This is a genomic window from Rhodococcus aerolatus (genome assembly GCF_054783215.1).
Map to the genome: position 1 here is coordinate 99,125 of NZ_BAAGQZ010000018.1, position 13,353 is coordinate 112,477.

A 13,353-nucleotide genomic window follows, 5' to 3' on the forward strand; every position below is an offset into this window, starting at 1 on the left:
CGGGGTCACGGGGCGGGGTCGGGGGGCGGGGTCGAGGACGGTGCTGCCCCGCCCGCCCCGGCGGAGAGGCGCTCCACCAGCTCGGCCGCCACGACGGCGAGCTTGCGGTTGGTGTCCTGGGACTCGCGGCACAGCATCGCGAACGCGGCGTCCGCGTCGATGCCGTGGACCACCATGAGCATGCCCTTGGCCTGCTCGATCGGCGCCCGGGTGACCAGCGCGTCGCGGATGGTGCGCGCGCTGCGCTGCGCGTCGGTCAGCGCGACGAAGCTCGAGAGCACCCGCGACGTCGCCGAGCACAGCACCTCGAGGAAGTCGACGTCGACGTCGTCGAACGCCCGCGGCGCCCGGCCGTAGAGGTTCAGCGCCCCGATGGCGCTGCCGTCCACCGAGAGCGGTGAGGCGAGGAAGGAGTGGAACCCCTCCCGGCGCGCCGCGGCGGTGAAGCGGGGCCAGGGGTCCTCGGTCGTGCCGCCCGCGTCGTCGTCACCGGGCTCCGCGTCCTGGCCGTCGACGTCGACGAGCACGGTGCGGTCCTCGCGCGCCGCCGTCAGGCACGGCCCGTCGCCCACCCGGTACTGGTCCTCGTCGATCTCGAGGGTGCACTCGTGGGTGAAGCTGGCGGTGTAGGTGAGCCCGCCCACGTGGATGGTGGTGCCGGCGCAGTCCACCCCGGGCAGCTGCTCGTGGGCGACCTCGGCCACCCGTTGCAGCAGCACGACGATGCCGCCCTCGTCCTCCAGGCTGCCCGCCAGGGTCGTCAGCAGTGCGCGCACCGCTCCGAGCGCCCCGTCGGGGCGCAGCGGCTGCCCGTCCGTCAGTGCACTCATGGGCGCCGAGTATCACTGACGCCGCCCGGTGGGTGCACCACCGGGCGCCTGCTGCCTCGCTGCTGAAGCAGCAGGCAGCCGCAGCGTGTCAGGTCCGGGGGGGCGGTGCCCGACGAACGACAGCCCGACGAACGACAGCCCGCCGGGCGGCGCTCAGCCCCAGCCGAGCTCGTGCAGCCGCGCCTCGTCGATGCCGAAGTGGTGGCCGACCTCGTGGACCACGGTCACCGCCACCTCCTCGACCACCTGCTCGCGGCTGTCGCACACCTCGAGCAGGGCGTCGCGGTAGAGGGTGATGGTGTCGGGCAGCGCCCCGCCGTAGCTGGAGTCCCGCTCGGTCAGCGCGATCCCGCGGTAGAGGCCGAGCAGGCCGGGCTCGTCGGGGTCGCGGCCCTCCACCAGCACCACCACGTTGTCCATCGCGGCGGTCAGGGCCGGGGGGAGCAGGTCGAGCGCGTCGGCGACGAGGTCGTCGAACTCGGGCTCCGGGACGGCGACGGGCACCGCTCAGCCCCCGGGCGTCGTGGTCGCGGCCGGGGTGGTCGCGGGGGCGGGCGTCGTCGTGGGGACGGCCGGCGTGGCGGTGGCACCCGGCGTGGCGGTGGTGCCCGGCGTCGTCGTGGTGCCCGGCGCACCGGGGGCCGGGGCGGCCGGGGGCGCGGCGGGGGTGCCGCCGGCCCGTGCCGAGCCCGTCAGCGGGGCGAACCCGCCGCCCGCCAGCTGCTGGCCGACGTAGCAGTTGACCCGCGTGCTGCCCGCCAGCCAGCTCGCCGGGCGCACGTCGTCCCAGAACACGGTCAGCTTCGCCGCGGCGGCGCCGCCCGGTGCCCCCGTGTAGTCGTCGGAGGCCTTGGTGCAGGCGGCCTCGAGGACCTTGTCCTGGTCGGCGTCCGACGGTGGGTCGCCGGGCACCTGGCCCGCGAGGTCGACGACCGCGATCGTCTCCGAGGCGTGCGCGGCGGAGCAGTCGACGGGGTCGCCGGGCAGCGTGGCCTCGATGCCCGCGCAGGTGCCCACCGCCGTCACGTCGGACTGGTCGAGGTCGGCCACCCGTCCGACCACCGGGGTGAGGGTCCCGGTGCGGCCGGCCTGCTGCAGGCCGCAGCGCAGCGTCCGCTCCCCCGCCGCCCACGCCGCCTCGCCGGGGTTGACCAGGCCCACCGAGTACAGGCCGTACGGGTCGAGGCGGCCGTCCAGGTAGTCCTGGGCGACGGGCTCGCACACCTCGTCGCGCAGCTGGGTCAGCCGCACCGTGCCCGGGAACGGTGCGCTGGGGCCGAACTCCGTGCCCGGGTAGCGGGCGAGGTCCACGCTGCCGGCCACCTCGACGAGGTGCGGCTCGGTGCACGGGACCTGCGCCAGGTCGCTGAGGTCCGCGGCGGCCCAGGTCAGGCAGGTGCCCGCCGTCGCCGTGGCGAAGGCGCTGCCCGAGACCGCCCCCGTGCGCGGCACGCTGCCCGTCGCGGCCAGCGGGCTGCTGGCCACCGCGGTGCTGCTGGTGCCCGGCCGGCCCGTGGTCAGCGTCAGCGCGGCCGCCACCAGCAGCGCGCCGACCGCGAGCGCGACCAGCAGGCCCCGGGTGGTGGCGGGGCCGGTGGGCGGGCCGCCGGGGGTGGACGTAGTGGACATCACCGACCATGATGCCCGCTGGCACACCGTGACGGTGGGGCCGGTGCCGGCCGGGGGGCGCGGGCGCGACGAGCGGGGGTGCCGGCGCTGCGGCGCCGGGCGACGGGGGTGCGGGGCGTGGTGGACGGGCGGCAGGACGGCGATCCCGGGCAGGGGTCGCAGGGTGACCCGCCGCCGACCTGGTCGTGGCCGCCGCCCGGGACCCCCGGGAGCGCGACCCCGTCGCCGGCGGGCCGGGGCCCGGCCATGTACCCGGCTCCGGGCGGCCCGCCCGACCCGCCCGGCCCGCCCGCGGCGACGCCCCCGGACGACCCCGCCTCGCGCGTGCGGTTCCAGGAGGCCGGCGTCACCCAGCCGCGCCCGCCCACGGTCGCCGAGGCGCGCGCCCGGGACAAGGCCCGCGAGCGACGTCAGCAGGCCGACCTGGCCGACGCCGAGGCCCGGCGCCGCAGGTCCCGGCGCACCAAGATCCTCATCGGCTCCGGCGCCGTCGTCGGGGTGGTGGGCTTGGTCGCCGTCGCCTACGCGGTGGTCGGCTCCGACGACGAGGTGACGGCGAGGTGCACCACCAGCGACGGCGTCGTCGTGGAGGACCGGTTCTGCGACGGCTCGCCGAACACCTCGGGGATCTTCCTGGTCGGGGGCCGCTCCTACCGCTACAACTACGGCGGCTACGGCTCGCTCGGGCAGCGGGTCAGCGGCGGCAGCACGGTCTACCCGCGCGGCGCCAGCGTCAGCACCTCCTCCGGCGCGGACGTCTCCAGCACCGGCACCACCACCCGGCGCAGCGGCTCGGGGGGTTCCGGCTCGGGGGGTTCCAGCGACGGCGGCGGGTCCTCGGCGGGCTCCGGGTCGAGCTCGGGGTCGGGGTCGGTGTCGCGCGGCGGTCTCGGGTCGAGCTCGGGCAAGAGCAGCGGGAGCTGACGCGTGCGACGCGAGCGCTCCGCGCCCCGGCCGGGGTGGGAGCAGACGGTGGCCGCCCAGGGCCTGGTCTACGGCACCCCCGCGCGTCAGGGCGACGGCTCGGCCCGGCCCTACTGGGACGAGTCGGTGCACTACGTGTTCGACATGGCCGAGGTGCTCGCCCTCGAGGCCGACGTCGAGGTGCTGCACTCGATGTGCCTCGACGCGGTCGAGCAGGTCGTCCTCACCGAGCGCTACCGCGACTTCGGCCTGCCCGAGTGGAGCTGGGAGGCGGTGGCGGCGTCGTGGCGGCGCCGCGACCCGCACGTCTACGGCCGCTTCGACCTGCGCTACGACGGGTCCGGCCCGGCCAAGCTGCTCGAGTACAACGCCGACACCCCCACCACCCTGCTCGAGGCCTCGATCCTGCAGTGGCACTGGCTGACCGACGCCCACCCCGGTGACGACCAGTGGAACTCGCTGCACGAGCAGCTCGTCGCCCGCTTCGGCGAGCTGCGCGCCCAGCTTCCCTCGGCCGCGGTGCACTTCACCTGGTCCGGCGCGGAGCGGACCGGGGAGGACCACGTCACCACCGCCTACCTGCAGGAGACGGCGGCGGAGGCGGGCTTCGACACCGTCGGGCTGCCCATCGAGGACATCGGCTGGGACTCCGACCTGGCCCGGTTCGTCGACCTCGAGGAGTCCCCGATGGACACCGTGGTCAAGCTCTACCCCTGGGAGTGGGTGCTCGACGACGACTTCGGCCGCCACGTCGTGGCCGAGCTGCCGCGGACGCAGTGGGTGGAGCCGCTGTGGAAGGCGCTGCTGAGCAACAAGGCCATCCTGGCCGTGCTGTGGGAGATGCACCCCGGGCACCCGAACCTGCTGCCCGCGTTCCTCGACGACCCCGGCGTCCTCACCGAGTACGTCCGCAAGCCCAAGCTCGGCCGCGAGGGGGCCAACGTCACCGTCGTCGGTGCGGGCCACGAGGTCTCGACCGGCGGGGTCTACGGCGAGGAGGGCTTCGTCTACCAGCTGCTCGACCCGCTGCCCGTGTTCGACGGCATGCGGCCCGCGCTGGGGGCATGGGTCGTCGGGGACACCTCGGCGGGACTGGGCATCCGGGAGACCGCCGGGCTCGTCACCGACGACGGCGCCGCCTTCGTGCCCCACCGCATCCCCACCGGCTGACCACCCGAGCCCGACCCGCCCGAGCCCCGACCCACCCGAGCGTGACCCACCCGAGCTGAGGAGCCCGTCCCCGATGACCACCACCACCCTGGCGCTGCAGGCCGGCTTCGGCTCGACCCTGGGCCGCGGCGTCGGCGCGATCGTCGCCTACGCCGTGCTCGGCACCGTCCTCATGATCGTCGGCTTCGTCGCCCTCGACCTGACCACGCCGGGCAAGCTCACGGTGTTCGTCCGCGAGGGCAGGCCCAACGCGGTCGTCGTCACCGCCGCGGGCCTGGTGTCGATGGCCTTCATCGTCGTCGTGGCCATCTACGGCTCGGGCGGCGCGCTGCTCGAGGGCCTCATCGCCACCGCCGTGTTCGGCCTCGTCGGCATCGTCGGGCAGGTCCTGGCCGTCCGCGCCCTGGAGGCGGTGAGCCGCATCGACATCGGCGCCGTGCTCGCCGACACCACCGCCCGCTACGCCGCCCGGGTCGTCGCGGGCGCGCACGTCGCCGTCGGACTGGTCGTCGCCGCGGCCGTGCTGTAGGCACTGCAGGCGTGGACCCAGCCGAGCGCGACACGACCCTCACCGGCGGGGCCCCCGCCCAGCACGACCCGGTCGACGGGAACTCCTCCGCGGCGACGTCGGGGCAGAGCCGCATCGAGGACTACGCCATGATCGGCGACCTCGAGACCGTGGCCCTGGTCGACCACGAGGGGTCCATCGACTGGCTGTGCCTGCCGCGCTTCGACGGCGGCGCCTGCTTCGCCGCGCTGCTCGGCGACGAGCAGAACGGGCACTGGCAGATCACCCCGACCGGCGAGGTCACCTCGTGGCGTCGCTCCTACCGGGGCGAGACGATGGTCCTCGACACCGAGCTGACCACCGCCACGGGCACGGTGCGGCTGACCGACTTCATGCCCCCGCGCGACGACTCCATCGACGTCTACCGCGTGGTGGAGTGCCTCGACGGCGAGGTCGAGCTGGAGATGCGCTTCACCATGCGCTTCCACTACGGCACCGTCGTGCCCTGGATGAGCCGCCACGGGAAGCGCAACCCGGCTGGGGACGGCGACCGCAGGCTGGTGGCCACCGCGGGCCCGGACGCGGTGGTGCTGCGTGGCGACGTGCTGCCCAAGCCGGTCGACTCCACCGCCGTGCACGCGGCCACCTTCACCCTGGCCGCGGGGGAGCGGCGCAGCTGGTCGCTGCAGTGGTTCTCCTCGGTCACCGACCCCCCCGCTGCGCCGGACGTGGTGGCCAAGCTGGCGGACACCACGGCCTTCTGGCGGGAGTGGTCCTCCCGCGGGGAGTACGCGGGCCCCTACCGCGAGGCGGTGCAGCGCTCGCTGCTGACGCTCAAGGCGCTGACCTTCGCCCCCAGCGGGGGCATCGTCGCCGCCCCCACCACCTCGCTGCCGGAGGTCCTGGGCGGGGAGCGCAACTGGGACTACCGGTACTGCTGGCTGCGGGACTCCACGCTGACCCTCTCGGCGCTGGCCGGCAACGGCTACACCGACGAGGCCGTGGCCTGGCGGCGCTGGCTGCTGCGCGCGATCGCCGGCTCGCCGCGCAACATGCAGATCCTCTACGGGGTGATGGCCGAGCGGCAGGCCGTGGAGTGGGAGGTCGACTGGCTGCCCGGGTACGCGGGCTCCACCCCGGTCCGGGTGGGCAACGCCGCGTCGGGCCAGCTGCAGCTCGACGTGTTCGGCGAGGTCATGGACGCCCTGTACCTGGCCCGCCGCGCCGGCATGGACGGCTCGCGGCTGGCGTGGTCGCTGCAGCGCTCCCTGCTGGAGTACCTGACCGAGGTGTGGCAGCGCGAGGACCGCGGCATCTGGGAGGTCCGCGGCCCGGAGCGCAGCTTCACCCACTCCCGGGTCATGGTGTGGGTGGCCTTCGACCGGGCCGTGAAGATGGTCGAGGAGTTCGACCTCGAGGGCCCTGTCGACACCTGGCGCGAGCTGCGGGACCGGGTGCACGCCGAGGTGTGCGAGAAGGGCTGGAACGACGAGGTCGGCGCCTTCACCCAGTACTACGGCGGCACCGAGCTCGACGCGGCGCTGCTGCTCGTCCCGGCGGTGGGGTTCCTGCCCGGGGACGACGAGCGGGTGCGCTCCACGGTGGCCGCGGTCGAGCGGACCCTGCTGCGCGGTGACGTCGTGGACCGGTACACCACCTCCGACGAGCAGGGCAGCGACGGGCTCTCCGGCCGGGAGGGGGCCTTCCTGGCCTGCTCGTTCTGGTACTCCGACGCGCTCGTGCTCACCGGGCGGGTCGACGAGGGCCGGGCGCACTTCGAGCGGCTGCTCGCGCTGCGCAACGACGTGGGCCTGCTGGCCGAGGAGTACGACCCCGAGGCCGGCCGCCAGCTGGGCAACTTCCCGCAGGCCTTCAGCCACCTCGCGCTGGTCAACACCGCGCTGCTGCTCGAGCACGGGGCCGGCCTCGCGGGCGACCGCACCGCGCCGCGCGACCAGGTTGCCGAGGGGGCCGCGGCGAGCTGAGCCGGCCGGAGTTGTCGGGGGTCGGTGCGAGCGTGCGCGCATGGACCTGCACGAGGTGTTCGACGAGCTCGCGGCGCTGGACCCGGCCGCGCTGACCGAGGACGACCGGGCCGCGCTGCTGGGGTGCGTGCGCCGGCTGGTGGGCCGGCGCGCCCTGCTCGCCCCGGTGCCGCCGGCGGGGCCGGGACCGGGGCCGGCGGACCCGTGCTGCGAGCACGCCGCCGCGGCCCTGCCGGCCCCCGAGCCGGCCCGGCCGGAGCCCGCGTGGCCCGCCCACCACCCGGCCCTGCGCCGCCGCGCCCGGCCGGTGCTGCGGCTGGTGCCCGGCTCGGCCTGAGGCGCGGGCCGGGCCTGCCTAGGGTGGCGGCATGACCGGTGCGACGGCGATCCCCCCGACCCCGGACCGGGTGACGGCGGCGGAGGCGGAGCAGCTGGCGGCGCGGGTCGCCGGCGGGCTGGCCCACCTCGACCGCGGTGACCGGGTCGCCCTCGTCGTCGGGCCCAGCACCCGGCTGGTGACGGCGGTGGGCGGGGCGCTGCGCGCCGGCGTGGTGCCGGTGGTGCTCGACCCGGCCACCCCGCGCACCGAGCTCGACGCGCTGCTCGCCGACGCCGCGCCCGCACTCGTCGTGGACACCCCGGAGGCGCTCGCCGCGCTGCACGACCACCCGCCGGCGCCGCTGGCCCCGGTGCCGCTGGGCCGGCCCATGCACTACACGTCCGGCACCACCGGGCGGCGCAAGGGGGTGTGGAGCGGAGTGCTCGACCCGGCGGCGGCTCGCGCGCTGTGGGAGGAGGAGACGCAGCTGTGGTCGATGGGCCCCGCGGACGTGCACGCCGTGGTCAGCCCGCTGTACCACTCCGCCCCGCTGCGGTTCGCCCTCGCGACGCTGCTCGCGGGCGGGGACGTCGTCGTGGTGGGCAAGTTCGGCGTCGACGGCTTCCTCGCGGCGGCCGAGCAGCACCACCCGACGACGATGTTCACCGCCCCCGCCCAGCTGCAGCGCCTGCGCGAGGCCGACGACCCCCGCACGGCCGCGGTGCTGGGCCGGCTGCGGCTGCTGGCCCACGCGGGCGCCCCGTGCCCCGACCCGGTGAAGCGCTGGGTGCTCGAGCGCACCGCCCCGGGCGCGGTGTGGGAGTTCTACGGCTCAACCGAGGGCCAGTTCACCGCGTGCCCGGCCGCCGACTGGCTCGCCCACCCCGGCACCGTCGGCCGGGCCCGGCCCGGGCGCACCCTGCGCACCGACCCCGACGGCACCATCTGGTGCGTCGTCCCCGAGCACGCGCGCTTCACCTACTTCGGCGACGAGGAGAAGACCGCGGCCGCGTGGCGGGAGACCGCCGACGGCCCCGCGTTCAGCGTCGGCGACCTGGGCCGCCTCGACGACGAGGGCTACCTGCACCTCGACGGCCGCCGCGACGACCTCGTCATCTCCGGCGGGGTCAACGTCTACCCGGTCGAGGTGGAGCGGGTGCTCGAGTCCAGTGGCCTGCTGCGCGAGGTGGCCGTGTACGGCGTGGACGACGAGAGGTGGGGCCAGCGGGTCGAGGCCGCGGTGGTGCTCGCGCCGGGCGCCGGCACGGAGGCGCTCGACGAGCACGCCCGCACCCACCTGCTCGCCGCGCAGCGCCCACGCCGCTGGCGGGTGCTGGCCGAGCTGCCCCGTACCAGCACCGGCAAGGTGCGTCGCACGGAGCTGCGCCGGGCGGCGGGCTGACCGGGCCGCGGGGGCTGACGGGGCCGGCCGGGCCTCACGGGGGCAGCGCGGACCCCCACCACGACTCGAGCTCCGCCGCGGCGAGGGCCGGGCTGACGAGGAACCCCTGCACCGCGCTCACCCCGAGGCGCCGCAGCAGGGCCAGCTGCTCGGGCAGCTCCACCCCCTCCGCGACGAGGTAGGCGCCCAGGGCGGCGCACAGCGCGACGATGCCCGCCACCACCTGCCGGGCCCGCTCGGCGCTGGCGGGGTCGGTCAGCGCGGTGACGAAGGCGCGGTCGAGCTTGACCGCGTCCACCGGCAGGGTCATGAGGTAGCCCAGCGCGGAGTACCCGGTGCCGAAGTCGTCGACCGAGATGTTCACGCCGTCCCCGCGGAGCTCCCGGAGCCGGTCCGTGCCGCCGGCGACGTCGTCCATCACCCCCGACTCGGTCACCTCGAGGTACACCGCCCCGGCGGGCAGCCCGGTCTCGGCCAGCGCCCCCGCCACCACGGCCCGCAGGTCCCCGTCGCGCAGCTGGACGGTCGAGACGTTCACCGCGACGTGCAGGTCCTGCGCCCCCGGCAGCTCCCGGCGCCACCGGGCGACCGTGCGGAACGCCTCCCGCAGCACGTGGGTGCCGATCTCGTGGATCAGGCCGGTCCGCTCGGCCGACGGCACGAACTCGTCCGGGCCCACGAGCCCGCGCGTGGGGTGCTGCCACCGGACCAGGGCCTCGACCACCACGACCCGTTCGTCGTCCCCGCCCAGGGCGACGGCCGGCTGGTAGTGCACGACGACCTCGCCCCGGCCGACGGCGCCGCGCAGCGCCACGGCGGTGTCGAGCCGCTGCGCCACGTCGGCGGCGAGGTCGGCGTCGAAGACCACCAGCTGGTGCGGGCCGCGGTTCTTGGCGCGGGTCACCGCGGTGTCGGCCTCGCGCAGCACCGCGTCCCCGTCGCGGCCGGCGGCACCGGAGGCGACGCCGGCGCACGCGCTGACCGCCACCCGCAGCCCGTCGAGGGCGAACGGCTGCTCCAGCAGGGCCAGCGCCTCGCGCCCCACGTCGGCCGCCCGGTCCGGGGGGCAGTCGCGCCGGACCACCACGAAGCTGTCCCCCCCGAACCGGGCCAGGGTGTCGCCGGGCTCCAGCACCCGCTGCAGCCGTCGGGTGACCTGGCGCAGCAGCTCGTCGCCCGCGGCGTGGCCCAGGCCGTCGTTGACCAGGGTGAACCCGTCGAGGTCGACGAACACGCAGGTCACCACCCGGCCGGGCGCCACCGTGGCCAGGGCGTGGTCGAGCCGCTCGGTCAGCGCCGTGCGGTTCGGCAGGCCGGTGAGCTCGTCGTGGTGGGCCAGGTGCTCGAGCCGCTCGGCGGCGAGGTGCGCCTCGGTGACGTCGACGACCTGGGTGAGGAAGACGGGCTGCTCGTCGTCGTCGACGAGGGTGACGCTGCGGTCGACCCACCGGGTGCTGCCGTCCGCCCGGACCACCCGGTGGCCGGCGCGGAAGGTCTCGACCTCCCCGGCCAGCAGGGCGACGCGGGGCTCGACCGCGGCGGCCAGGTCGGCGGGGTGGACGAACGTGGTCCACGGGCGGCCGACGATCTCCTCCGGCGCGCGGCCCAGGATGGCGGCGTAGGTGGGATTGACGGTGAGGACGGTGCCGGTGACGTCGGTGATGCCCACGCCGAGCATCGAGCGCTCGAACCCGACGCGGAGGGTCTCCTCGGCCCGGTCGCGCTGACGGCGGGTGCGGTGGTCGTCGGTGACGTCGACGATGACCCCCACCAGCGCGCAGGTCAGCCCCGTCCCCGGGTCGGGCTGGGCGGTGGTGTGGACGACGACCCGGCGGACCTCGCCGTCCGGGCGCAGCACGCGGTGCTCCGTGGTGGCGCTGCCGCCCGCGGCGACCACCCGGTCGACGACCGCCACGACGGCGTCGTGGTCGTCGGGGTGCACCAGGTCCCGGTAGCGGGGCGGGTCGTGGTGGCCGGGCTCGAGACCGAGCAGGCGCCAGCAGTTGTCCGACCACCGGGCGCGGCCGGTGGCCAGGTCGACGACCTCGAAGGTGCCGACCCGCGCCGTCGCCCGCACGGCGGCGTCGCCGTCCCCCGAGGACGCGGTGGCGAGGTCGCGGGGCCACCCCCGGGCGACGCCCAGGTCGCCGCTACCGCTCGTCATCGTCCACCCCCCGTGAGTGACGACGACTGTCCCACGACGGCAGGGGTCCGACCAACGGGCGGGCCGTCGCTCGCCCCGCGGCGTCCGGCCGCCCGGGCGCCGCGGCTACCGTGACGGGCGTGATCGACCTGCGGCTGCTGCGTGACGACCCCGAGCTGGTGCGTGCCTCCCAGCGGACCCGGGGCGAGGACCCGGCCCTGGTGGACGCGCTCCTCGACGCGGACGCCGCGCGCCGGGCCGCGGTGCTGGCGGCGGACCGGCTGCGCGCCGAGCAGAAGACGCTGGGCAAGCAGGTGGGCCGGGCCTCGGCCGAGGAGCGGCCCGCGCTGCTCGAGGGGGCCAAGGCGCTCTCCGACCGGGTCAAGGCGGCCGAGGCCGAGCAGGCGGCGGCGGACGCGGCGCTCGACACCGCGCACCGCGCGCTGTCCAACGTCGTCGAGGGTGCCCCCGCCGGCGGCGAGGACGACTACGTGGTGCTGTCCCACCACGGCGAGGTCCCCGACATCGCGGACCCGCTGGACCACCTCGAGCTCGGCGAGCGGCTCGGCATCATCGACATGGACCGCGGGGCCAAGGTCGCCGGGGCCCGCTTCTCCTTCCTCACCGGGGCGGGGGCGCTGCTGCAGCTGGGCCTGCTCAACCTGGCCGTGCAGAAGGCCGTCGGCCACGGCTTCACCGTCGTCGTGCCGCCGGTGCTGGTGCGCCCCGACGTCATGGCCGGCACCGGCTTCCTCGGCCAGCACGCGGCGGAGGTGTACCACCTCGAGGACGACGACCTGTACCTCGTCGGCACCTCCGAGGTGCCCCTGGCCGGGTACCACGCGGGGGAGATCCTCGACCTCTCCGCCGGGCCGCTGCGCTACGCCGGGTGGTCGTCGTGCTTCCGGCGGGAGGCGGGCAGCTACGGCAAGGACACCCGCGGCATCATCCGCGTCCACCAGTTCGACAAGGTCGAGATGTTCTCCTGGTGCCGGCCCGAGGACGCGCCCGAGGAGCACCAGCGGCTGCTGGGCTGGGAGCAGGAGATGCTGGCCGCGGTGGAGGTTCCCTACCGGGTGATCGACGTGGCCGGGGGCGACCTGGGCTCGTCGGCCGCGCGCAAGTTCGACTGCGAGGCGTGGGTGCCCAGCCAGCAGACCTACCGCGAGCTGACCTCGACGTCGAGCTGCACCACCTTCCAGGCGCGCCGGCTGAACGTGCGCTACCGCGACGAGGACGGCCGCACCCAGGTCGCGGCCACGCTGAACGGGACGCTGGCCACCACGCGGTGGCTGGTGGCGATCCTGGAGAACCACCAGCAGCCGGACGGCTCGGTGCGGGTGCCCGCGGCGCTGGTGCCCTTCGTCGGCACCGACGTGCTGCGCCCCCGCTAGCCCCGGCCCCGCTGGTGGGACGTCCCGGCCCACTCCTCGTGACCCCGACCGGACGAGGGGCCCCTAGCACCGATCCGGTGGTCCGGGACGTCCCGTCGACGACCTGGGGACACCCGGATCGGCCCGTCCCCAGGTGACGACGAGCGCCCTCCCTCCCGCCGCCGCTGCCCCAGCCTGGTGCGGTGCCCACCCCGATCCGCACCCTCGCCGAGCTGGCGGCCCTCGGCGTTCCCGCCAGCACCGCCCGCTCCCGGGTCGCCCGCGGCCGCTACCGGCGGCTGCTGCCCGGGGTCTACGCGGTCCGCCCGCAGGACGTCGACACGTGGTCGCTGTGCGTGGCCGTCACGCGGTGGCGTCCCGACGCGGTGCTCAGCCACGCGACCGCGGCGTGGCTGTGGCGCGTCACCGGCGAGCCCGACGTCATCGAGGCGACCGTGCCGCGTCCGGTGCACCTGCGCACCCCGCCGTGGCTGCGGCTGCACCGCCGCGCGCTCCCGCCCGCCTGGGTGACGACGCACCGGGGTGCGCCGGTCCTCACGCCGGAGCGGGCCCTGGTCGACGTGCTGGGCACCCGGTCCCTGCCTGACGGGGTCGCGTTGGCGGAGGCGGCCCCGGCCGCGGGGGTGAGCCTGCGGACGGCCCGGGTCGACCTGGCGCGGGGCGTCGGGTGGCGGGGTGCGCCCTCGGCTCGCGCCGCCCTGGACAGCGCGGCGCCCGGGGCGGCGTCGCACCCGGAGCGGCTGCTGGGCCGGGCCCTGGCGCGCCGCGGCCTGCGGCTGGTGGCGAACGCTTCGGTGGGGCCGTTCAGGGTGGACCTGCTCGACCCGGCGAGCCGCACGGTGGTCGAGGTCGACGGCCGTGCGTTCCACAGCGCGCCGGCGGTGTTCGCCGCGGACCGGCGGCGGCAGAACGCGCTGCTGCTGACCGGTCACCTGGTGCTGCGCTGGGCGGCGAGCGACGTCCTGGCCGACGTGGACGCGGTCGCCGACGAGGTGGCGCGCGTCGTGCGGCTGCGGCGCGGGGCCTGAGCGGGACGTCCGCGCCCACTC

Annotated in this window: 12 protein-coding genes; 8 read left to right on the top strand and 4 right to left on the bottom strand. The window is 76.3% G+C overall.

Features of this window, described 5'->3' with window-relative positions:
* Positions 1-5: 5 nt before the first annotated feature.
* The 3 genes from ACYVOF_RS07965 to ACYVOF_RS07975 all read right to left on the bottom strand — a co-directional run bounded on the left by ACYVOF_RS07965 (position 6) and on the right by ACYVOF_RS07975 (position 2,459).
* Entirely contained in the window at positions 6-830 is an 825-nt protein-coding gene (locus tag ACYVOF_RS07965) for an ANTAR domain-containing protein (RefSeq protein ID WP_460865376.1), read from the bottom strand.
* A gap of 153 nt (positions 831-983) precedes the next feature.
* Positions 984-1,334, bottom strand: coding sequence for a metallopeptidase family protein (locus ACYVOF_RS07970; protein WP_460865378.1), 351 nt, complete (start codon positions 1,332-1,334; stop codon positions 984-986).
* Positions 1,335-1,337: 3 nt separating this feature from the next.
* Positions 1,338-2,459: a septum formation family protein gene (locus tag ACYVOF_RS07975; RefSeq protein ID WP_460865380.1), complete on the bottom strand. Its 1,122-nt coding sequence runs from the start codon at positions 2,457-2,459 to the stop codon at positions 1,338-1,340.
* A gap of 246 nt (positions 2,460-2,705) precedes the next feature.
* Here ACYVOF_RS07975 and ACYVOF_RS07980 point away from each other — a divergent pair, with 246 nt between their 5' ends.
* The 6 genes from ACYVOF_RS07980 (at position 2,706) to ACYVOF_RS08005 (ending at position 8,767) form a co-directional block, all read left to right on the top strand.
* Complete coding sequence (locus tag ACYVOF_RS07980; protein ID WP_460865381.1) at positions 2,706-3,383, top strand: hypothetical protein; 678 nt, start codon at positions 2,706-2,708, stop codon at positions 3,381-3,383.
* 3 nt (positions 3,384-3,386) lie between these two features.
* The gene (locus ACYVOF_RS07985) at positions 3,387-4,553 is read left to right on the top strand and encodes a glutathionylspermidine synthase family protein (protein ID WP_460865383.1); all 1,167 of its coding nucleotides are present in this window, start codon (positions 3,387-3,389) and stop codon (positions 4,551-4,553) included.
* Positions 4,554-4,626: 73 nt separating this feature from the next.
* Positions 4,627-5,082, top strand: a complete 456-nt coding sequence (locus tag ACYVOF_RS07990) for a DUF350 domain-containing protein (RefSeq protein WP_460865384.1) — start codon at positions 4,627-4,629, stop codon at positions 5,080-5,082.
* Between the two features lie 11 nt (positions 5,083-5,093).
* Positions 5,094-7,046 carry a glycoside hydrolase family 15 protein gene (locus ACYVOF_RS07995; RefSeq protein WP_460865386.1) on the top strand — a complete coding sequence of 651 codons (1,953 nt, stop codon included), beginning with the start codon at positions 5,094-5,096 and terminating at the stop codon, positions 7,044-7,046.
* Between the two features lie 40 nt (positions 7,047-7,086).
* Entirely contained in the window at positions 7,087-7,383 is a 297-nt protein-coding gene (locus tag ACYVOF_RS08000; RefSeq protein WP_460865387.1) for a hypothetical protein, read from the top strand.
* A 31-nt stretch (positions 7,384-7,414) separates the two neighbouring features.
* A complete protein-coding gene (locus ACYVOF_RS08005; RefSeq protein WP_460865389.1) occupies positions 7,415-8,767 on the top strand; it encodes a class I adenylate-forming enzyme family protein in 1,353 nt (450 codons plus the stop codon).
* Between the two features lie 34 nt (positions 8,768-8,801).
* Here the strand turns inward: ACYVOF_RS08005 and ACYVOF_RS08010 are convergent, their stop codons facing one another.
* Positions 8,802-10,931 (bottom strand): putative bifunctional diguanylate cyclase/phosphodiesterase, encoded by a 2,130-nt coding sequence (locus tag ACYVOF_RS08010; protein WP_460865391.1) that lies wholly within the window; start codon positions 10,929-10,931, stop codon positions 8,802-8,804.
* 119 nt (positions 10,932-11,050) lie between these two features.
* Between ACYVOF_RS08010 and serS the strand changes: the two genes are divergently transcribed.
* Together serS and ACYVOF_RS08020 are read left to right on the top strand one after the other, a co-directional pair.
* On the top strand, positions 11,051-12,304 hold the full coding sequence (serS, locus tag ACYVOF_RS08015) for a serine--tRNA ligase (protein WP_460865393.1): 1,254 nt from the start codon (positions 11,051-11,053) through the stop codon (positions 12,302-12,304).
* Positions 12,305-12,486: 182 nt separating this feature from the next.
* Complete coding sequence (locus ACYVOF_RS08020) at positions 12,487-13,332, top strand: DUF559 domain-containing protein (protein ID WP_460865396.1); 846 nt, start codon at positions 12,487-12,489, stop codon at positions 13,330-13,332.
* Positions 13,333-13,353 lie beyond the last annotated feature (21 nt).